Raw genomic sequence first — 21,232 nt, forward strand, 5'->3', positions numbered from 1 at the left:
TAATGAGAAAATTTTTAGTATTTTTTGTGATATTAAGTTTGTCTTTATTAGAGACTTATGCTGAATCGAAAATTTACGGAACAGTAGATTCAAAGATTTTAGATGGGGGGCAATTGTATGTCGAAGTTCATCGTAACTATCTCCGTTCTCTTCATAACTCTTTTGCGGAAGTCCATCAACATAACCTAGATCATCAAGGTGATTTTCAAGTGGTTTTTGACGTGCTAGAGGACTATGCTTACGTTAACATCCGGTATGTGAACTCTGCAGGTAAGAGCTATTTTTTGTTTAGAAATATGAATTTATTGCTTGTGAGAGACGGCGCAGAAATAATAGTAACGATAAATTCCGAAGGTGTTGATCTATCCGATAACGTTGACCCACTTATAAGAATCCAAGTCGAATATGCCGAAACATGGCCTGAGGCAAAAGCGTTTGGCACTATGGATAAGTCGGCCTATGAATGGAAATATAAAAGTTTGATAAAATGTTTGGACTCCTTGCAGACGATGTATGATAAAATAGATGACATCGCATTAGATTTAAAGAAAGGATTGTTGCTGAACTACCAGTCTTTTCACGTCGTCGGATTTCTCAAATCACTGTCGCGGAGGGCGCTTTCAAAGGAAGGGGGGATAATCGACAACGCGGCTTATGTAATGCTGCAAAAGTTATTGGAGGATTCTAAGCAATATCTGACACCAGATGTAATTACGAAATACGCATATAACTATATCGATTTTCTTAAACATCATATAGTTAATGATTTAAAAGCCAATAGTCTAATGTGGGATGAGCGTGAACGAGGCAAGCAGTTCTGGCACATACTTAATGTGGATTATTCAGGCTATGTTCAAGATCAACTTTTAGTATCTTTCTATTTTGACTATGTCAAGCATCCTCGTCGATATTTCGATGAAGAATTGCGGAGCACGAAAGACGTGATTGATGATAGGCGTTTTCGCCTAATGATTTCTTTTCTTGACAGTCAGATGCATGGGGCGCAGGCTTATCCTTTTGCATTTCGAGACGTCGCTGGAAATCTTAAAAAATTAGAAGATTTTAGGGGAAAGATTCTGGTTTTGGAGTTTTGGTTTAACGGTTGTCAGCCTTGTGCCATCTTGAGTGGTCATATCAAACAATTTTTAGACGCCTATCCACATAACGAGAAAGTCACGCTAATTACTATAAATGTTGATAAGAACAAGGAACATTGGCTTTCTGGGGTGACTTCAGGTAAATATACAAGCGATACATCAATAGACCTCCACGTCGGAGAGCAAGGATATTTCCATGAAATGTTGCGTCAATATAATTATGTGGGTTTCCCTCAATTGATGGTTATTGGTAAGGACGGAAAGTTAATCACTGCCTTCGCCGAAAAACCTACTAACAAGGAAGGCAAACTTGCGTTTCAGAAACTCTTGGATGAGAATATATAAATCGGATCCGGGTTAATTTACCTGGATCCGATTTTTAGTTATTTTGAAAGTTACTGATTGCTAAAATCATATTGACTTTCACTGGGTCCATTCTGTTCCATTAGATGGATGTAATCACCTAAGTCGTCTAACGGTATTTCGGAAGGGACTTGACCAGGAGATGATCCTGCAGGAGCCTCGGTTTTATATGAACAGATTTCCGTTCCCGGCTCACAGTTCTCATCACTATAGTTCGAAACTTCTTCGTACTGATTGGTTGTTGCGTTATAGGCAAGTACCCGTTCAGTTTGTGTTTCGCTTTCAGCCGCTTTAAAAGCCGAAAAACCTATTATTGCTGCCAGAGCAATGCTCATGGCTATAGCGTTATTTTTGATGAAAGATATAGCTTTCATGATATGGCCTTTTTTATAGTCTCAAAAAAAGATTACCTCAAAAAACTCTAGATTAATTATCTGTTGACCGATACGTTGCTTTAACGAGGTGTATCTGTCTGTCTTTGACCTCGGTAGTGTTTTTTACGATTACACCACAAACGTATAATTTAGGTTTAAACGTACCGGCCTACCCGGGAATAGGGCGAATCTTCTCGGAAACCTTCTGATAAAAACTAAGAAAACCAAATAAACCGGTACGGCAAGGAGCAGCATATACGTTCGGAACAGCGCTAGGGATCGTTTCGACCTCATTCCACAATTGTCCATGGGGGCAGTTGGTCCACTCAAGTACCACCCCAGTATAGACAGGCTGAATAAAGCAAGATTCACGGTAAGGTGCCATTCCCAGGTCAATCCTTTTAATACTGAAGCACAGCCGCAGGGTCGTTCAGCATATAGACCAGCTATTCCGAAGGCTATATAGACGGAAAATAAAAGAAGCAAGAGTGCCGAAAAGAGAAAAGCAAGCCGTGTACGCTGCTGGAAGACGAATAACAACCCGATACCGAGTTCAATCATCGGTAAACTCCAGTATAACATATCGGCCCAGCTATCCGGAAACGGCTGACGCAGTAGAGCCGAATGGAAGCCCTGCAGGTTCCATAACTTTTCCACCCCGACGTACAGCCAGAATATCATTAGGAAAAGCTGGATGCTAAATGGGGCGATATGTAGGTTTTTTGTTTTCATAGTTGATATTTTTTCATTACAATGTCAGGTCGCTATTTTTCTGCAACTATTTGTAAATCAATATTTTGTTTTGATTTTTTCTTGTGTATTTCTGTTTTTTACTTTACCTTTGGTTTAACTAATTAAATCTTTCTTATCGTTTTCTATATACTACTAGCAGAAACGGGTTTTTCGTACCTGCTAAAAAGCAAAATATTTTTTATCTTATTGATTGTCAGTTAAATAAATTTTTATGATGACGTAAAGGAAAAAGGGGGTAACCTATGAATGAACAAGAAAACCACAGCAGAAATGATCCTTTCAAAGACTTGGTACATTGTCCGGAAAAGGCCATGGAAGCGATCTTCGAGTGCTATGAAGCGGAGCTTTATCAATACGTGAAGAAGTTTATAAGCGATGATGACATTATAAAGGACGTGATTCAGGAGACATTGATAGCATTATGGAAGCAAAAGGAAAAGATCGCAGTGCTGGATACCCCCTTTTTCTATATGTTGCGTATCGCAAAATATCAGGCGCTCAGCATCGTTCGTGAAGTGCAGCGGAAGAATACATTGCCCTTAGAGGAAAACTATGATGTGCCAGGAACCGATAAAGCGGATGGTAAGCTTAGACTACAGGAAATCGATCGGCAGATACGGGAAATAACAGATACCCTGACACTGAGAGAACGCGAAATTTTTATCGAATCGCGCTTTCTTGGATTAAGTAACAAAGAGATCATGGAACGGCATAACATGGCCGAACAGACTGTGAAAAACTACCTTTCCAGAACACTGAAGGTGGTGCGGGAAGGGCTAAAGGATCTGCTCACCTTATTTATATAGCATAAGATTAAGTTATAAAGCCATGATATACGAAAGAGAATATGTAAAGGCATTGATCAGGAAGAAAGTATTGGAAACATTGTCCGCCCAGGAATGGGCGGAATATCAGGCATCGCAACGAATATATACCGACGAGGAGTTCGACGACATGTTTGCAGAAACGCTGTTGGAAATCGGCGATGAGCTACCTGCTAACCCGCTAGGGGGGTGGAAACCTGATTTCAAACGGATATGTAGAGGAGACGGTCCAACCGAAAGACGACTCAAATCGCAATGGTTGCAAGTTGCAGCAGCATTTGCCATCGTAGGTTTTGCTGTTTGGGCTTTCTACCACTATCAGGGAGGCCAGCAGCCCTATAACATTCTAAACGGCCCGTGTGCTGGGCTGACCAGCGATGTGGAGATTTCATTAACCGAATCGGTCGTGTCCATTAGATGGGGCGATACAGCGCACAGGAAAGTCGCAAGTGCGGAACACGGCCTGCTGTTGCGTCAAGGAAATATACAGGTTTTCAAAACGGATGACGGTATATTCCAGTTACGGCAGCGCAAGGGTGAACCGGCAGGAGGCATCGTATTGGAAACAGGCGTACAACAGCAGGCGATGGTCGAGCTTCCGGATGGTACATATATCCGTCTAAATGCACAGTCTACCTTACAGTATGCCCCCGAAAAACAGAAAACCGAGCAGATAAAGGTACAAGGCGAGGCTTATGTGCAGCGACCAGCACAACGTTACATGGATTCCTTGATAATCGCTACGCACAATGGTTTTGTCACATCCTTTGATGGAGACTTTGCGTTGCTAAGCCAAAAAAATGTAACAAGAGCGGCAGCTTTAAGCGGGGAGCTGACCCTGCACGCTAACAGCAGAAAGGAAACGTTGCAACTGGACTGCTATGGGGCGCAGGGTTCCGTTGCGCGTTTTGTCAATAAAACCAACGGCGAGGAAAAGGATAGCCTGCAATATGGGGTACGTAAAGAACCCGAGACGTTGCTGCGCTGGACAAAAGCGGTACGCCATTATAAGGATATACCATTACGGGAGTTCGTAGGGCAAATGAGCCGTTGGTATGGCTTTCAGGTAAAAGATTATAGTTGTCTGCCAGCAGATAAACGTATTACAACGACGGTGTGCTACCGTAAGGATAGGGAAGCGGTATTTGCTGCCATCCGGCAAGCGGGTGTTTTACTATACGAAAGTAAGGGTATGATCAGTTTCTGCCCAGAGGATGCTGAAGTAACGAAGAAAACGGAGGGGAGATTAGCTTGGTGGGAGTGATGCGTTATCATGATCCGGCTTCATAAAAATGTTATAATCCGAGTTCCGTTAACATTTTTTTATAGTTATTTAAGAAGTATTTACTCAGCCGATATTGCTCAGTTTCCTCATAGTTTACCAATTTTAGACCATCCGGAGACACCTGATAGATATCAGCGTTTGGGTAAGCCAACAAAATAGGGGAGTGTGTAGCAATGATAAATTGCGAGCGTTTTTCGACTAGTTGACTGATTCTCGTTAACATATTAAATTGACTGATAATGGACAAAGCTGATTCTGGTTCGTCAAGGATATACAAGCCGTTGCCGTATAACCTATTATGCAACAATGCCAAAAAGCCTTCTCCGTGAGATCGCTTATGTAAAGACCCTCCATAAGCGTCATGTACGATATACTCATCTATTGCTGTTGCCACATTATAAAAGCTTTCTGCTCTTAGAAAATAGCCGTCCTTATTCCGGTAAGCTGATCGAATGAGTTTAATGTCGTGGTATAGATCCGAGTGCGAATCTTGGGTTTTAAAATTAAAGTTACGACTTCCACCTTCGGGATTGAATCCCGCATTAATGGCAATGGCTTCAACCAGTGTCGATTTTCCAGAACCGTTTTCACCGATAACAAAGGTGACGGGTTTCTGAAATTCGAGTTCATTTAATTTAGCGATGGATGGGATATTGTACGGATAGGTGCTACGTTCATTCAAAGGCTTGTTATTTCGCAACCGTTCAATGTAGATCATGATAGTTTTAGTAAGATGATTTTGAATCCACTCATTCTTAATCAATCAGTCCTTCTTTTTTGAGAAATTTTTCTAGCGTATAAAACTTATCTAACATTTGTCCGTAATCTTGATCGGTTAACGGAAATGATCCGAAACTTTTTACTTCGTTGTCTATTAGTTTAACTGCGACGGATGGTGTTAGGCTTGTTATTTTGAATTCTAGGTTATCCTCTTCTATGTTCAAGTGAAAATTTTGTTTCTCAATCTGATTCATAGTCTGTTCCGAAGTCACCTCCCATCCTTGTAAATCTGTATAATAGTCACCGTATCTTTGGTAAATCAAAACAGAGGTAAAAGGAACTGCAGGAATCAAAAAGGTACGTTCTTTATATTTAAACTCGATAGCCTTCATTTGATAAATCCTTGTTTAGTTAATATCTCTTTTAGATTATAGTAAACGTCGAGTAGATCCTTAGAATTCGTCAACGTTTTTTCCAAAGGAGGATCAGTAAAATCTGTATCAATGGGCGTAATATTAATTTTATCGCCCATATTGACTGTAGAAGAGTTCCACCGTAATGAAACCCCTTCTTCGTCATCCGCGCCTGTAATAGAAAGCCCAAATTTACATGAAATACTTATAATTACCGTTCCCTTGTTTACAGCAACTGTTTGTTGTTCATCGTTAATCGTTATCTCAAATCCTTTCATTGCATTCATGATTTAAACATAAATGGGAGATTCTGTAGGGTTAATTTACTGCTCCAATAAAGCATTCACACACCACAGGTAGGGGAACTGTCCGTGAAAATCACCTGTCCTGCGCGGACGATCATAATAATATTGCTTATCGTTCTTTTTGTTAGTACCAACACACACCTCCGATACACTCCCCTTTTCATCCACATAGTCTACTAATGCTATCCAAGCTTTACGGGCTGCCGGCGCATATTCTTTCGAATCCAACCAACCTTGCTTCACGCCGGTGATGAAGGCGTACGCAAACATAGCTGATCCAGATGTTTCTGCCCAACAATCCGCTTCATCAATCAATTGGTTCCACATACCATTCGGTTGTTGATATTGTTTTAAACTGGCCATCATCTTGCGGTATCCTTCCAAAATATGTGGACGATATTCGCTGTCCTCCGGTAAATAGCGAAGCAATTCGGTTACACCCGCGGCCATCCAACCATTGCCTCTACCCCAATAAAACGGAACATCCGGCGCGTGGTAAAATAACCCGTTCGGACGTTGTAGCTCATCCAGATAAAGCACCATTTCCTTTGCGGCACGGTCGATATATTTCCGATCACCGGTTACCTTATAAGCTTCGCTCTGCACAATCGTGATCATGTACATATCGTCTATCCATAGGCGTGTCTGCCAAGAGAAACCCTCATTAGCCCAAGCCTTCTCTTCGGTTTTAGCATCCGCAGGCACTTCCCATTGCGTGTCGGCGTAGGGTAATCCAAGATCGAAGTAACGTTTGTCTTCCGTGATACGATATAGCGTCAAGGGTAAACTACCGAACATGTTCAGATCCACATGGTTCTTAATAGGAAGTAATGCCTTGTCCTTGTCGAACAGAAGTTCAAAGCGGTTTTTTAAGTATGTGGTAAGCGATTTGTCCTGCGTCAGCTCGGCAAAGTTGAGTCCACTTTTCCAATAAAACGTCTGCGGATAGCCAATCCACTTTCCAGCATGTAGGGCATTGCCCATATACACAAAACGATACGCGATAAGTTTGCCAACCTCTTCTGGAGCATAACCTTCGGGAAAGTCTGTCAGTTCTTTATGTTGGGCGAATGAGAACTGAAAACTACAAATTGTCAATAAAAATAGAACTGTTTTTTTAAGCATCCTATTGATTTTGGTAAAAGAATTCATAATTAATTTTAGTTTTTGATTTTGGGGTCGTACACAGCAACACCTACTTGGCTGTCGGCACACCCGTAGTACAGAAACCACTTATTTTTAAAATAGGCAAGTCCTTGAATGAATACGGTGCCGTCCGGGTATTGTCCACTTTTTTCGAAGGGCTCGGTGGGCACAAAGAAAGGTTTGTCTAGCCGACCGATAACCTTCGAAGGATTGTTGAGATCAAAGAGTACCTGTCCGGATGCATAGGTTCTAGCGGTATAGTTTGTATCTCTGCCATCACCTCCTTTATTTTTACCGTTGTACAACACTAAAATACCGTGTTCGGTTAGGAGAGCCGGAGGGCCACATTCTGTTAAATCACTATCAAAATAGCCTCGGCGTGGTGTAACTACCAAATCCAGATCGCCCTTCTCATTTAAGGTAGGTACCCAATTGATGAGGTCGTCCGATGTGGCAATATTCATATAGCGTTCGCCCCAATACATCATGTACTTTCCATTGACCTTCGTAATGATCTGCTTGCCGTTGTCTAACTTCGTAACCACAGAGCCAGACTTGCAAAATAGATCTTTAAATTTGCCATTATGCGCTTTTTGGAAAGCAGGACCATGTTTAGTCCAATTTTTTAAGTCTCGGGAGGTTGCTACAGCTAGTCTTGCCACTTTCCGATTCCATTGGGTGTAAAGCATGACATATAGGCCGTCTGCTGTGACAGCGATACGTGGATCTTCACAACCGCCAGGCCATTCATTTTCCTTCTGTTCGTCTTCATCGGGATAAAATACAGGTTTCTTTTCCCGCTTCATATGAATACCGTCTTTACTTTCGGCAATCCCGATACGGGAGGTACGTTTGCCGATACCCATGCCGGATTTGTCTTCTCCACGATAGAGGACGTATATGCGATTATCCTTTACGACAGCGGCAGGATTGAAAATGTCACCCGCCTCCCAGGCGATTTCCTGTTTGCTCATCGGATCGAAAAAAGTGTTGTTCGGGTCGGGAGAGATAATGGGGTTCACGCCATCCGGCCGGACGAACGGACCTAAAGCCCAGTCATCGTGTATTTGTTGTGCTGACGAATACAGTACAACAGATAGCAAGAGTAGGAGCAAGCGGAATCGTATCATGTTATCGTTTATTGTGGTTTTATTTCTAAATTAAAAATTTTGCTGTGTTTTTTCTCCATAACAATTTTAATCGTGTATAAACCATCGAGTACTTTATTCAGCGGCACACTTTTGCCATTGAGTGTGGCTTGATAATCGTAAGCATCATTCAAGCAGAAAAGCAGCGAGGAAGAATGTTCACCGTGATCTGCAAACAATCGAAACTGGCCCTCAAATCCATTGTTTTCCGGATAGAATTTTTGTGCAAGTGTCCATACATTGAATCCGTGCGTCACGTTTCCAGGTCGGTATAAGGAATTGAACCAATTCAGTACGGGCGAAGATAGTGCCCCAAACTGATGCCAACCACCGCCGTTTCCCGTTTCTACACTAAAATTTTCCCAACAGTTATATGTCGCTTCTGTTTCCCTTTTCCAAACGTCCAATGCCGTTTGTGCAATCTGTATCGCTTTTTCCGGCTCATTCAGATCCAACATCGTCTTCCAGATAAACCATTGATGCGGCATCCAAACCCGTCCGTTCCAATACCCGTCCTTGTTGTAGTAAGGGGCGGATTGGTCGATAGCCGTAATCCCTTGATCCGTCCATAGCTTATCTTTGTTGAACATATGTTCGATTAACCTCTTTTGCTGTTCGGGTGTACAGATACCGGCCACTAACGGGCTCACACCGTCGAGTCCCATGTTGAAATTAACACCGGAATCGTGTTGCAATATACCTGTTGGTTCTCCATCATCATTATGCTGGACATAACCAAAATAACCAGATGATTCGTCCCATGACCATTCTTGAAGCGCTTTGCTGTATAGCTGAATATCTTCGTCGTAGTTTTTGACATCCTGTCGGTATCCCAAATGGATGGCCGCCATTTTCAGTAATTTGGCGAATCGGATCTGATGGGCGGTGTTGACAGTCGCTGCGGTCGATCTGGCCAGTTTATGTCTATGCATATACACTTGCGGGCTATAGTCGTCCCATCCGCCGGAGTTATAGAATATATCCCAAGTCTGTATCAGGTTCGATTTAAGTTTTCGGGTAGACGAACTTTCCGCACCATTTAGATAGTCGTAATAGCGTTTCAGTCGTGGATAAAAGTAGGTGAGGTATTCGTTGTTTTGCGTGTCATTCCACAGTTCGTTAAAGAGATAAGCTTGTACCGGTAGGGGAGTGCCGTGCTCCAAAAAAGCAGACTGCTCATTCGTATCCATGGTATAGGCATTAAGGCTCTCCAGTGCACGTCCTGCATTCAATTTGCTGTAACCCAAACCGATGAATCCGGCATCCCAGGTATAAAACGCACTCCACCTCTTTCCCGGCGTTGTGTGTTTCAGGTATTGATTGCCCGCGAATGTGGGATAGTTGACATTGGTGAGTGTGGTGGCCGCCATCAGCTGTTGGCTAAAAATATACGGTTCTCCCGCTTTATTGGTCTCCCAACGATCGGAAATAGCTTGCTGTTTATGGTAAATGTTTTCTACTTCTCGCTCAGCAAAACTTAACGTTCTGATTCTATCGATAACTTCTTTCTCACTTCGACCCGATACAATATAAGCATAACGATTTACTTGCTGTCCGGGAGCGACGTTGATAGGCGCCGAAAATATATTTTCGAAGTACCCGCTATTGTTACCACCTATTCTTGATTTGTCGGAAGATCGATGTTCTTTTTTGACGAGATGGTTAAAATGGGCCAAAGCCTTATCGGGATTATCGTCAAACAGCGCTCTACGGTCGGCCAGGCTATCACTCCAAAGGATGCCATAGTATTCATCGATATCATCGTATTTAAAGACAGCTGAATTGTTTACGCCACTTTCAATTTCCTGTGGTATCCGGTTGATATGCTCTTCCTGAAATTTTATAATTTCAATTTCATCCTGTTTTAAAAGGATAAAACCGTCCAGCGCAATTTTGTTTTTGCTTAAGGTTTTCAAAGTGAGATCAAAATTACCGGTGGGTAAATCTTTTACCGCCACTTCGGCTAGTGTGTATTCCTTACTATAGGGCAAGACGATGTTTTGAGCCGTTTGATGATGCAGCCTGAAACTTATTTTTGCGTTAGCCTTGTCGACGGAGCGGTACCGCAACAAGATAACACCTTCTTGCAATTGTCGGTTATTGATAAATTGATAGGATAGCTGCTCCCCCGGATTTTTTCCGGTTACAATAGCGGTTTTGCTAGCGGCGTTTTCATCTTTGATCTGCCCTCTTAACTGCCCGTCGTAAACCAAGTTATAGTTAAAGGCCTTGATGGAATCCGTGAAGTTAATATAGTCTGAGGCTTTGTAAAAATGGGTGTCGTTCGGCCTGACTATGCCCATCCTTTTTTGATAGGGATACATGATCGAGCTGAAGATGTTTAGTGCCATGCTGCGGGTACGGGCTGTATTATTCACGTAAGCCGCCCGAATAAGACGACTGTTTTCGTCTATTTTACTAAACGATACGTCGCAGTATACCTGATCCTTCCATTCCAGCTGAAACCTATAGACAAAATAGGAAAGGTCTGCTGAGGCATCCCACGGATGATAACCGGATTCCCGTTGTGTGCTGGCCAATGGTATGACGTTTCGAAAATAGAGCGAGGGTTGTACCACCACATCAAATCGAATACCGTCGTTTTTTGCAGGCACATGTGATATGCCGTTAAATTTAGTGGAATATGGCCCCCATGCAGGTAGAGCCATATCATGTGTATGCTGCAGCGAATGCGTAAAACCCGGCTCCCACTTGGTATAGATAGTAGGAGCGGGCTGGGCAATAAGATTAGATACTACCGTTAACAGAAGTACGGCAAGGGATAGATGTTTATATTTTTTTTTGTTGTTAATAACCATGTGAATAGGCGATGATAAAGTCGGCTAGTTTAGGACACGAGCGGGAAAAATAGCCGCTCGTATCCTTGTTTTTGATTAGAGATCCATGACCGATATCCACTTCGCTGTGCTTGTCCCGTTAGTACGTGTAACAGCATCTTCGCCACTTTCATTATCTTGAATGGCAAAATTAACGAGTATCTGTTCTGACTTGATCGTTAATTCGGAACGTGGGATGGCCAGTTCAACCATATAACCGTGATCTCGATCAAAGTTATTGTCAAGCGTGCCTCTAAAGTTGGACTTGGCGTTCGCACCTAAACTGCCGCTCGTCCATCCATTTGTGTACGTGGACGTTTCTTTCAGGCCATTATGCGCTACTTTTAAGCGGTAGGCCCCTTCGTCTAAGGCATCTTTGTCAGCAGCTGCTATATAAATCATGGCATGATCCTCATCCGTAAGAATGTGGTCAAGCACCTCAACCAAGAAATATACACTGTCATTGTCTGCAGCTACCCGAAGTGTTCCTTGTGCCTGTGATTTTTCGCCGACGAAAAGCGCTTCATCGGTGTTTTCCCAGTCGGTATTATCCCCGTCTATATTGACGGTTCGCTGCGAAGCATGTATAGTATGATTGAGTATGAATTTTGCCAATGTTATTTCCTTTTCGCCTGTGTTTGGCATAACGCCGATAATTTGATGGCTATCTTCCACTTCTAGTGACCCCCAATATCCTCCCGTAAAAACCGACGGTGAATAGTTCTCACCAAATGCGCGTGCTTGGGCATTTCCCATCTTGAGATGGAATCTAGAATTGTGATTATACGATAGAATAGTTTCGCCCGAAGGAAACTGCCGGAGATACGGCGCACTTCCCGAGAAAGCGAGATCGTTGCGATCCGCAGGACCTTCTTCATCTTTAGAGAGGTGTTCCCATTGACCATCTTCGCCAGAATAAGCAAAAGATATGTGGTAACCTCCGATATTCGCTTCAAGTGCTGCGGCCAGCTCATTGCTATTGTTTAATTTGATGACAGAAGGCATTTGGTTGTTGAAGTACGTGCCGCCGTCTATGATGTGTTTTGTACGTAATACATAATACGGATCAGAACCAAAAGATGGTGTCCAGTTATTGCCGTTGTCGTTGGATACCACCATCGCCGTGCCAGTATCTGTACCGTGATCACTGGTACGATCACTATCGGTGAAGTAACAATGGATTTCGCCTGACGGCAGTTCCAAGAGATAAGGTTCCCAGTTTACACCCTGGTATATTTCAATAGGTTCGCTCCATGTTTGACCATGATCGGTGCTTCTCCGCAGCACAAGACCCGCATCGAGCGGCTTTTCGCGATAGCCTCTATTTGCGCGAAACGAGGCAACGGCTAAAATGTCGCCATTTGCAAGTACCAGTGCGTCGCAGGTAGCAAATCGACGTTCGTTATCTTCTCCATGACTATCAACGATTTCGTAATTTTGGTATATTTTTCCCTTAGACGTCCACGTGACCAAATCATTACTGACGGCGTAATCGCAACTAGCGCCAATACTTTGTGGAGCGTTGTGGAAAAACAGGATATAGGTTCCGTTGGCAAGCTTTTTTATCCGCGGATAACGCGGATTATCAACACCAAGACCAGTTTTACCTATACCGATATAACTTCTATAGTTCATTTTCAACGATGAACGAGACGTGAAATCCGCGTGGGAATTGATGTCAACTTCTCCTTGATTGAGCTGTTCTATTGACGTAATCTCCAAGTCGGTTCCTGAATTTTCCGAATCATTTTCTTTCGGCTCTTCTATTTTGGGTTCTTCTTGTTCCTGTGGGTTCGTGCTTTTTTCACAGGCTGCAAGTAAACAAAACGGAGCAGTGAGTAAAACACTCATTTTTAGTAAACCTTTATTCCAACGCATAACTTAGTTTATTGATGTTACGGAAGCTATGGTAGCTCTATCTCCTGCTAATACTCTTTATTTACTTAATAGTGCGGCTGCACACCAAAGATACGGTGCCTGTCCGTGAAGATCTCCTGGGTTGCGTGGGCGGTTGAGGTAATGCTGCTTATCATTTTTTTTGCCCGTACCGATACAAACTTCGGTAACGTTATTACGCTCATCGATATATGGAATCATGGCTAGCCAAGCTTTGTGCGCAGCAGGAGCATATTCTGCGGCATCCAACCATCCTTCCTGAACACCAATGATAAAAGCATAAGTGAACATCGCTGTTCCAGACGTTTCTGCCCAAAAGGTTGGTTCATCGATCAACTGGTTCCACATACCGCTGGGTTGCTGATAGTCTTTAAGACTTTTCATCATTTTCAGATAACCCTCCATAATACGCGGGCGATCTTTATGATCTTCAGGCATCATACGCAGGAGGTTAGGCATACCGACAGCCATCCAGCCATCGCCGCGCGCCCAATAGTAAGGTACATCAGGTGCATGATAAAACAGGCCATTAGGACGTTGCAATTCATCTAGGTATAAGACCATTTCCTTGGCGGCGCGGTCAAGATATTTTTGATCACCGGTCACTTTATAGGCTTCTCCCTGAACCACCGTAATCATGTACATATCGTCAATCCATAGACGTGTTTGCCAAGAATAGCCCTTTTCCGCCCAAGCTTTTTGTTCCGGTTTAGCGTTGGCAGGGACTTCCCATTGTGTATCGGCATATGCTAATCCCATTTCTTTATAACGCTCATCTTTCGTTATTTGATAAAGTTTCAAGGCAAGGCTGCCGAACATATTGTAGTCGACATGGTTCATGGGAGGAAGCAATGCTTTTTCGTGTGTGAAAAGGGGTTCGAATTTGTCTTGTAAATGCTTGATAAGCTTCTTGTCATTGACTTCCAGTGCGTAGTCTAATGCGCCGTTCCAAGTGCATACTTCAGCATAATGTATTGATCGATCGTAAAGTTCATGCCTGCCATTGATAAAATGATAAGCTAATTGCTTGCCGATTTCTTTCGGCGTTGATCCCTTTGGGAACTTTTTTAGCGAATTGTCTTGGGCAGATAACAGTTGAAATGAACAAACTGTTAATAACAATAGAAGTGGTTTTTTAAGCATAAGATGTATTATTAGTTAATAGATTTAAAATTTTGTGTCCATATCTATACCAGAGTCGCCTTGTTCTTTCATCCAGTTCTGCAGACGATCCGTATATTTTGTGATTAATTTTTTATAAGCAGATTCTTCCGCGAGATTCTCCAGTTCATGGGGATCTTGTTGCAAATCGTAGAATTCAACCGCTGGTTTGTGCGCTATACGATTTGTTAACTCTGCTGCTGCAGCATCGTGTTCAGCTTGAGCGATCCAAGTTGTCCACACCAGTTGAGGTTTTTTTAAGTTCATCATCCATTTGATACTATACGTGGCATCAGGCAAGAGGTTTAAAATTAATTTATACTTGTTGTCCCGGATGCTGCGCATAGGATATGCCGGACCTTCTGGAATATTGTTGTGAATGCCGAACGCGACCTCCCGATGTGGTTTTTCGGGATGAGTCAACACCTGTTTAAAACTCTGACCATCCAAACCGGTAATCGCCTCACCTCCCGCAATATCGACTAGCGTAGGTGTGATATCTTCGTATTGTACGATAGCATCTGTTTCTACGTTTGCGCTGACTTTCTCCGGCCATCGAACGATCATGCCACTTTTTTGGCCGTAATCATAAAGTCCCCATTTACCTCCGGGAAATTGTGGGCCTTGTTCGCCTAGAAAAATGACAATGGTATTTTTGTCCTGTCCGGTCTTCTCCAACATCGCTAAGACATCACCTACTTGGTTGTCTAAGCGTCTAACCTCAGCTAAGTATTTGCGAAACTCCGTACGGCTTTGTTCGGTGTCAACCCAATGTGCAGGTAGTGTTAATTCTGAGGGGTTAAATTCACGCGGATCTCCAACGGTCCATGGGGCATGAGGGTTGTTGCTCATGATGAAAAGACAGTAGGGTGAATCCTGCGTGATATAGTGTTGAACGCTATCCAAAAAATAGACATCCGTTGGTGATACACAATTAGGTTCAAATCCGTCGACGCGGTCGAAAGGAAAGATAGCTTTCGGTTTCGTCATGTGGTCTTTACCCGTTAGTCCGACACGGTATCCTAAATCACCGAGGTAATGTACGACACTTTTGAGTCCATCATATACCGGTTTATGATTTTGATAAGCACCGTGCCGTGCTGGATATAAACCTGTTAATAGGGAAGCTCGCGTGGGAATACACATCGCTTCCGAAGCAATCATGGAATTGAACATTAATCCTTCTGACGCGAGTCGGTCAATATGTTTCGTCTCTAGATTTTTCCCGCCATAACAACTAAGCTGCTGCACATCCAGATCGTCCGCCATGATGATGACGAAATTGGGCTTGTGGTGGTGCTGTTGAGCAGAAATATCGTATGGGAAAAATGTATATAAAACGACGAATAATAGGAACTTAATCCTATTATTCGTTGTAGTGGAAGTATTCATATCGACGTGTCTGTACATATTTATGATTAGCTATTCTCCTGAACTATCTTCATCGGCTACCGCATCTTCCCAATTCGTCCACACTTCAACACTTGGGTCATAACCGTCATAGCCAGGGTTCTGACGTAATTTACCGAGAATATTAGCATTTATGGCATTTTGCGGAATAGGCCAGTAAATATTATGCGGTGCCATGGTGTACTTTCTATTTCTTACCGTTACCTTATCTTTATTATAATAATCGTTATAATGCTGAATACGTTGATACCAGTAACTGTTTTCTGACAATGTATTCTCATCATAGGTGTTGCCAAATTCGTCCGGCTTGCCACTCAAAGCTAGACTATATGATATCCGGCTCAATTCCATGTGTCTCCATTCTTCCATGTACAATTCGCGGGCGCGTTCGTTGACAATATCGCCAATATTAACGGTGGTGTAGAGCTGGCTGCACTGCGCTCTTTCTCTTACGACGTTTACATCCGCTGTTGCTTCTGCAATGTTTCCTTTATAAAAATGGGCTTCTGCTCGCAATAAATACGTTTCTGCTAAACGATAGAAATACCAGTCGGCGGCTCCGCCATCATTTCTATTCGAATTAGGAGTTGCCAAAAAAACCGGATCATCTATATATATTTTATAATGTGGCCAGTTGAACCAGCTGCGAATAGTATCTGTACACAAAAGGGTTCCATTATGCTCCAACCTGAGATTTTCTCCAAAATAGGCATCGGTAGGATCATTATATTTGAGCATTTCCATGCGTGCCCAGTTGCCTGTCTCACTGTTATGGCGCAAGTCAGTTTCATCGTCTACCCCGTTGACATACCACAGACCATGCTGTGCAAAATGAGTTGGTCTTATCGTTGATATACCCCTTCCAACAGCACCATTAATATCATATTCGGCCCTGTATTTTGGATCGGTTTTACCCACGGCTAATAAACTTTTTCCGTCAGGGGATTTCAATGCGGTACCCTGATTCCACATCGGCCCCCAGTTACGCATAGATTTGTATTGTATAGTCGCATCTGTCGCTTCGCGGTTTGGCATGACGAAAATAGCTTCTGTATTTGCCGCGATGGCCTTGTTAACGGGTCGGTGTAAATCCCAAATTACATTACGGGTTACAGGCCAGCTAATAGGACTGGGGTTGTCAAATGTGCCAAAGTTGTCGGTCATTAAAGCATATCCGGATTGATCGATCAGGATATTGGCCTGCTCTATAGCCTTATCCCACTGACCGGTCGCTAGGTAGCATTTTATTAACAATTGACGACAAGCTCCTTTGTTTACCAAACCAACAAGATCCATTTGCGATTGATCCGGCACCCATTCTATTGCTTTCTCCATATCTGCAGTAATCATTTCAAGAATGGCCTCGCGACTAGTTGTTTTAAAATTCCGTTTTGGAAATCTGAGTATCTTGGTTACCAACGGCACATCGTTGTACTGAAAACAAAGCGCTAAATAACGGAAAGACCGATGAAAATATGCTCGACCCAAATACTCCTGCTTGGTTGTCTCATCCAAATCGGGTACGTTGTCAATAAAACTTGTAATCGCATTGGCGTGTTTGATACCAGCATAAGTTTGACCCCAAAAGAAGCCAATTGAGTTGACGTTATTGTCGTACGCCCCATCTGTTGGGGTAAGACGTGTAGCCACGTCGGCAAAAATGTTACCAGCATCTGTTTTACCAGAAACGGCAATATCAGACAGCATATACTCAGTGCTAATCGGTACCCAAGCATCTCTTGTTGTTGTGCCTCCCCAATACGTACGCAAATGCCTGTCGGCGAGAGCAAGAGTTGCATCAAGACCAGAACGAGTTGAAAATGTTGTCTCAGGCTCATAAAAAGATAGTGGATCAGGCTTTAAAAAATCCGTTGTACAGCCGGAATAGAGGACGGCCGATGCGATACTTATTGCACTTAATGTCGATATATAAAATTTAATCTTTTTCATATTTTTTCAATGCTGATGAATCTGTTACAAAATGATATTTACGCCAAAGGTGAATATTCGTGGCGCCATTTGACCCGTCTCTATATCCCAGTACTGCCAGTTTTTATCTTTGTGCCATACGACGGCATTACGTATGGAACCAAAAACCTTTAACTTTTCGATATTATAAGGCAAGGTTAGGCGAGAAGGAAATGTATATCCTAAACTGATATTATCCAGTCTAATAAATGATCGATCGAATAGTCTTTGAGGGTTATTAAGACCACTTGGTCCCTTAGATTCTAGTCGAGACCAAAAATCGCTTGGATTCTCTGGTGTCCAATATTGTTTTTCGTAGGTGTTCGCGAGCCCTTCACTAATCGTGGACGTTCCATTATCTTGGTTCAGATAGGCGCGGTGACGACTTTTCCCCCCCCAATAGGAATACATATTAAAGGAAAGGTTGAAGTTTTTGTACGCAAAATCGTTACGCAAAGACCACATTATAGGTGCCTGAGATTGTCCAAGGAACTCTTTGTCATTATCGTTGTATACTGGTGTCGTCGATCCGTCTGCGTTTTGTTTGTCATCTGCTGTATAATTATTGGCGACCTTTGGATCTCCAGGACGTTGTTCGTACCTTGCCGCTTCCTCGATTTCATCGACCTGCCAAATTCCTGTTACCCTATAGTCCCAAATAGCACTGATAGGCTGGCCAATAAACCATTCGTTTCCTATATCATCAAGTTCTTTGCTTGACACCACATTCCCGTCTGCATCAAGGACATCCTCGTATTGATAATAAAGATGTTTAATGGAATTCTTGTATTTTGAGAATCCAAATGTGGTATTCCAGCTAAAATTTTTTCGCGTAATATTTTGAGAGTTTACCGATATTTCAAATCCATTGTTTTGTACTTCTCCCAAATTTGTAGTTATACTGGAAAATCCTGCAAAATCGGGTAAAGACTGGTTCATAATCATATCTGTAGTGGACATTTGAAAATAATCCAGTGTTGTGGTGATACGGTTATCTAGAAAACCCAGATCTAAACCTATATTAAAGGAAGCGGTTTTTTCCCATTGTAAATTGATGTTTTCCATGCGGTCTATTACGAGATATTGATACTGTATATAATCCCCACCAGCATTCAGATATCCTTGTGTTCCCGCGCCATTGGCAAGATTAGCTAATGCGATGTAAGGGCTTTCCAACGATCGATTACCGTTTTGTCCGTAAGACAAGCGTAACTTACCATTACTCATAGGGGTCCAGTTAAAGAAATTCTCTCTGGTAAATGTCCAGGCTAATCCGGCAGAAAGAAATGTAGCCCTTGGATTGGCGGAGCCAAATGCCGAATAGCCATCGCGGCGTACGGAGCCGGTAAACATATACTTGTCGTCATAAGAGTAGAATAAACGCGCCAGCATACCATCTGCCGTTTCACGGACATCGTGGGAATCAAACTCACTGAGTAACTTGTCTCCACCACTGGTTTCATGGAGACCTAAAGCATCAGTCGGCTTAATATTTCGGGCATTTATTACATCCATCCAGGACTGGCGCTCTTCTACCTCCTGCACCAGCGTTACATTTACGCGGTGTTTTTCGGCAAAGGTTTGCTCCCAGTTTAGTGTATGATTTAACGACCAATCAAATCGTTTAGTATTTTCGCGTTCAACGCCGGCATTGTTAGTAAGTGGGTTCCAGTCCGGATGTTCGGAGGATGCAAAATAGCGTCTGTGAAAAAATTGATAGCGTGGTGCAGCATTAAATGAATAGGTGATGTTGAACGGCAATTTTACTTTAGCAGTAAAAATTGAGTTTAAAACAGTAAAGCCACTTTCCAAATCCTGAAACTGCCTGTTATAATCATAATTGTAGCCTCTGATTAAACCAGTAAGTCCTGATCCTTGCGGATGTATTTCAAGATTTCCGTCCTCATCTCTATAAGAAGCAAAAGGGCTGTTTAAAGTTATTGCCCTTTCCCAATTGGTCGCGATATTTCCATTTGAGCGATCCTGAAAGTTTATATTGGCACCAATGTTTAGCCAATCGGTTATTTTACCATCTACTTTGAGGTTGGAACGTACCGCGCGGTAATTGTCGCCTACGATAACACCTTCGTTATCAAGGTATCCGGCGGACATGTAATAATTGATCTTATCGCTTGCACCCGAAACACTGAGGCTATAATCCTGATTGAAGCCGTCACGGAAACTATGATCGTACCAGTCGAACGATTTTCCGGCAACGTAATTCGCCAAAACGTTATGATCCAAGCCAATACGCCTGGCATATATTTCTTCATCCGAAGCATCTGCTCCATTAACAGAGTAAGCCCTCCATTGTGCTTCCGTTATACCATATTTAGACAACATCCCTGGAGTTAATTTTTCATAGTAACCCGGTTTGTTTTGGGCCACTTGTGCCTGCGAATCATCGGACATATAAGCCTCATAAATTCCGGTAGCAGGATTGATAGCGTAAGTGGCTGACTTGTAAAAGTCTTCCCTGTACTGCAAATAGCCGTCGGGACCCCATACAGGGCGATTGGCTCCCATGGTTGAAAGACCAAAGTTTGAAGTAAAGTTAATCTTTGGCTTTCCTTCCTTTCCTTTTTTGGTGGTAATAATAATTACCCCGTTAGCAGACTGTGCTCCATAAACTGCAGCCGCCGAAGCATCCTTCAGTACATCGATCTGTTCAATATCATCCGGATTTATTTCGGACAACTCGCCGTAGAAGATCATGCCATCTAGAATAAGCAAAGGCGAATTATGGCTAGCCGCTGTATATACAGATCGTTGCCCGCGGATATTGATGCTGCCGCCGTTTTTCGCCGACGCGTCTAATCCAATCGTTAAACCAGGAGTGCCTCTTAGGATATCCTGGACCGTACGCGGATTTTCATCGGCGATATCATCTGGTTTGAGCTGTGTGATTGCGCCCGTCAGATCTTTTTTCTGCATAGTTCCATATCCCACCACAACGACCTCCTCTAATACATCGGTCCCGCTCGATAAAGAAACGTTAATCACATTTTGTGATCCGATTTGCAGTTCCTGCGTTTCGTAACCTATAAGTGTCACAAATAATGTTTGTGCGGTGCTAGGAACCGATAAGGTATATTGTCCTTGTTCGTCAGAGGCTGTGGTGAGGGATGTACCTTTAACTGTAATGGTTGCGCCTGCTAAAGGTGCGCCTTCCAAATCGGTTACTCTTCCTCGGATCTCTTTGTTTTGTATGCCCAGGTTTTCGACCGGTATGGTTAAATGAGCCGCCGATGCAGTATTCGGGTTACCGACCGCAATCAAACAAAACAAACAACTGGTCGATATCCATTTTGTTTTCGCCAGCGAAAAACGGCGATTGGTTTTATAGGGAATTAACATAAGACTTATATTAGTTACATCGTTAAAACATGTTTATATTGGTTCCTTAATAGAAACTTAACAGACAAAGTTTGGTAATATTCATCGATAGAAATTGCTTGATTGTATCAATAAATTGTTGTTTTGTCTCAATCTGTAAAATCGGACCAATGATACGAAATGGTGCGTTTTTGAA

At 42.7% G+C, this 21,232-nt stretch carries 16 protein-coding genes; 3 read left to right on the forward strand and 13 right to left on the reverse strand.

What is annotated here, in order from left to right:
- Positions 1 to 2 precede the first annotated feature (2 nt).
- Entirely contained in the window at positions 3 to 1,442 is a 1,440-nt protein-coding gene (locus FXV77_RS00750; protein ID WP_148917315.1) for a TlpA family protein disulfide reductase, read from the forward strand.
- A gap of 50 nt (positions 1,443 to 1,492) precedes the next feature.
- Here the strand turns inward: FXV77_RS00750 and FXV77_RS00755 are convergent, their stop codons facing one another.
- A complete protein-coding gene (locus FXV77_RS00755) occupies positions 1,493 to 1,834 on the reverse strand; it encodes a hypothetical protein (RefSeq protein WP_148917316.1) in 342 nt (113 codons plus the stop codon).
- A 129-nt stretch (positions 1,835 to 1,963) separates the two neighbouring features.
- On the reverse strand, positions 1,964 to 2,566 hold the full coding sequence (locus tag FXV77_RS00760; RefSeq protein WP_148917317.1) for a MauE/DoxX family redox-associated membrane protein: 603 nt from the start codon (positions 2,564 to 2,566) through the stop codon (positions 1,964 to 1,966).
- A 263-nt stretch (positions 2,567 to 2,829) separates the two neighbouring features.
- On the opposite strand from FXV77_RS00760, the gene FXV77_RS00765 reads away from it, so the two are divergent.
- On the forward strand, positions 2,830 to 3,393 hold the full coding sequence (locus tag FXV77_RS00765; protein ID WP_148917318.1) for an RNA polymerase sigma factor: 564 nt from the start codon (positions 2,830 to 2,832) through the stop codon (positions 3,391 to 3,393).
- Positions 3,394 to 3,415: 22 nt separating this feature from the next.
- Positions 3,416 to 4,675 (forward strand): FecR domain-containing protein, encoded by a 1,260-nt coding sequence (locus FXV77_RS00770; RefSeq protein WP_148917319.1) that lies wholly within the window; start codon positions 3,416 to 3,418, stop codon positions 4,673 to 4,675.
- A gap of 31 nt (positions 4,676 to 4,706) precedes the next feature.
- On the opposite strand, the gene FXV77_RS00775 is transcribed toward FXV77_RS00770, so the two are convergent.
- The 11 genes from FXV77_RS00775 to FXV77_RS00825 all read right to left on the reverse strand — a co-directional run bounded on the left by FXV77_RS00775 (position 4,707) and on the right by FXV77_RS00825 (position 21,057).
- Complete coding sequence (locus FXV77_RS00775) at positions 4,707 to 5,414, reverse strand: AAA family ATPase (RefSeq protein ID WP_148917320.1); 708 nt, start codon at positions 5,412 to 5,414, stop codon at positions 4,707 to 4,709.
- 37 nt (positions 5,415 to 5,451) lie between these two features.
- On the reverse strand, positions 5,452 to 5,808 hold the full coding sequence (locus FXV77_RS00780; protein WP_148917321.1) for a hypothetical protein: 357 nt from the start codon (positions 5,806 to 5,808) through the stop codon (positions 5,452 to 5,454).
- Positions 5,805 to 6,116 carry a hypothetical protein gene (locus FXV77_RS00785; protein WP_148917322.1) on the reverse strand — a complete coding sequence of 104 codons (312 nt, stop codon included), beginning with the start codon at positions 6,114 to 6,116 and terminating at the stop codon, positions 5,805 to 5,807. Before FXV77_RS00785 ends, FXV77_RS00780 begins: the two co-directional genes overlap by 4 nt.
- 36 nt (positions 6,117 to 6,152) lie before the next feature.
- The gene (locus FXV77_RS00790) at positions 6,153 to 7,259 is read right to left on the reverse strand and encodes a glycoside hydrolase family 88/105 protein (RefSeq protein ID WP_148917323.1); all 1,107 of its coding nucleotides are present in this window, start codon (positions 7,257 to 7,259) and stop codon (positions 6,153 to 6,155) included.
- 35 nt (positions 7,260 to 7,294) lie between these two features.
- On the reverse strand, positions 7,295 to 8,410 hold the full coding sequence (locus FXV77_RS00795; protein WP_148917324.1) for a glycoside hydrolase family 130 protein: 1,116 nt from the start codon (positions 8,408 to 8,410) through the stop codon (positions 7,295 to 7,297).
- 8 nt (positions 8,411 to 8,418) lie between these two features.
- A complete protein-coding gene (locus tag FXV77_RS00800; protein ID WP_148917325.1) occupies positions 8,419 to 11,247 on the reverse strand; it encodes an MGH1-like glycoside hydrolase domain-containing protein in 2,829 nt (942 codons plus the stop codon).
- 75 nt (positions 11,248 to 11,322) lie between these two features.
- Positions 11,323 to 13,143 (reverse strand): sugar-binding protein, encoded by a 1,821-nt coding sequence (locus FXV77_RS00805; RefSeq protein WP_222867679.1) that lies wholly within the window; start codon positions 13,141 to 13,143, stop codon positions 11,323 to 11,325.
- 57 nt (positions 13,144 to 13,200) lie between these two features.
- On the reverse strand, positions 13,201 to 14,304 hold the full coding sequence (locus FXV77_RS00810; protein WP_148917326.1) for a glycoside hydrolase family 88/105 protein: 1,104 nt from the start codon (positions 14,302 to 14,304) through the stop codon (positions 13,201 to 13,203).
- Positions 14,305 to 14,328: 24 nt separating this feature from the next.
- Positions 14,329 to 15,732: a sulfatase family protein gene (locus tag FXV77_RS00815; RefSeq protein WP_222867680.1), complete on the reverse strand. Its 1,404-nt coding sequence runs from the start codon at positions 15,730 to 15,732 to the stop codon at positions 14,329 to 14,331.
- A 12-nt stretch (positions 15,733 to 15,744) separates the two neighbouring features.
- A complete protein-coding gene (locus FXV77_RS00820; RefSeq protein ID WP_148917327.1) occupies positions 15,745 to 17,682 on the reverse strand; it encodes a RagB/SusD family nutrient uptake outer membrane protein in 1,938 nt (645 codons plus the stop codon).
- Positions 17,683 to 17,706: 24 nt separating this feature from the next.
- On the reverse strand, positions 17,707 to 21,057 hold the full coding sequence (locus FXV77_RS00825; RefSeq protein ID WP_148917328.1) for a SusC/RagA family TonB-linked outer membrane protein: 3,351 nt from the start codon (positions 21,055 to 21,057) through the stop codon (positions 17,707 to 17,709).
- Positions 21,058 to 21,232 lie beyond the last annotated feature (175 nt).

The sequence above is a fragment of the Sphingobacterium phlebotomi genome (assembly GCF_008180195.1).
GTDB lineage: Bacteria > Bacteroidota > Bacteroidia > Sphingobacteriales > Sphingobacteriaceae > Sphingobacterium > Sphingobacterium phlebotomi.

Bases quoted from the DNA above. Each gene is read 5' to 3' on its own strand.
- FXV77_RS00750 (WP_148917315.1), top strand. From the start codon at position 3: ATGAGAAAATTTTTAGTATTTTTTGTGATATTAAGTTTGTCTTTATTA.
- FXV77_RS00755 (WP_148917316.1), bottom strand. From the start codon at position 1,834: ATGAAAGCTATATCTTTCATCAAAAATAACGCTATAGCCATGAGCATT.
- FXV77_RS00760 (WP_148917317.1), bottom strand. From the start codon at position 2,566: ATGAAAACAAAAAACCTACATATCGCCCCATTTAGCATCCAGCTTTTC.
- FXV77_RS00765 (WP_148917318.1), top strand. From the start codon at position 2,830: ATGAATGAACAAGAAAACCACAGCAGAAATGATCCTTTCAAAGACTTG.
- FXV77_RS00770 (WP_148917319.1), top strand. From the start codon at position 3,416: ATGATATACGAAAGAGAATATGTAAAGGCATTGATCAGGAAGAAAGTA.
- FXV77_RS00775 (WP_148917320.1), bottom strand. From the start codon at position 5,414: ATGATCTACATTGAACGGTTGCGAAATAACAAGCCTTTGAATGAACGT.
- FXV77_RS00780 (WP_148917321.1), bottom strand. From the start codon at position 5,808: ATGAAGGCTATCGAGTTTAAATATAAAGAACGTACCTTTTTGATTCCT.
- FXV77_RS00785 (WP_148917322.1), bottom strand. From the start codon at position 6,116: ATGAATGCAATGAAAGGATTTGAGATAACGATTAACGATGAACAACAA.
- FXV77_RS00790 (WP_148917323.1), bottom strand. From the start codon at position 7,259: ATGCTTAAAAAAACAGTTCTATTTTTATTGACAATTTGTAGTTTTCAG.
- FXV77_RS00795 (WP_148917324.1), bottom strand. From the start codon at position 8,410: ATGATACGATTCCGCTTGCTCCTACTCTTGCTATCTGTTGTACTGTAT.
- FXV77_RS00800 (WP_148917325.1), bottom strand. From the start codon at position 11,247: ATGGTTATTAACAACAAAAAAAAATATAAACATCTATCCCTTGCCGTA.
- FXV77_RS00805 (WP_222867679.1), bottom strand. From the start codon at position 13,143: ATGCGTTGGAATAAAGGTTTACTAAAAATGAGTGTTTTACTCACTGCT.
- FXV77_RS00810 (WP_148917326.1), bottom strand. From the start codon at position 14,304: ATGCTTAAAAAACCACTTCTATTGTTATTAACAGTTTGTTCATTTCAA.
- FXV77_RS00815 (WP_222867680.1), bottom strand. From the start codon at position 15,732: ATGTACAGACACGTCGATATGAATACTTCCACTACAACGAATAATAGG.
- FXV77_RS00820 (WP_148917327.1), bottom strand. From the start codon at position 17,682: ATGAAAAAGATTAAATTTTATATATCGACATTAAGTGCAATAAGTATC.
- FXV77_RS00825 (WP_148917328.1), bottom strand. From the start codon at position 21,057: ATGTTAATTCCCTATAAAACCAATCGCCGTTTTTCGCTGGCGAAAACA.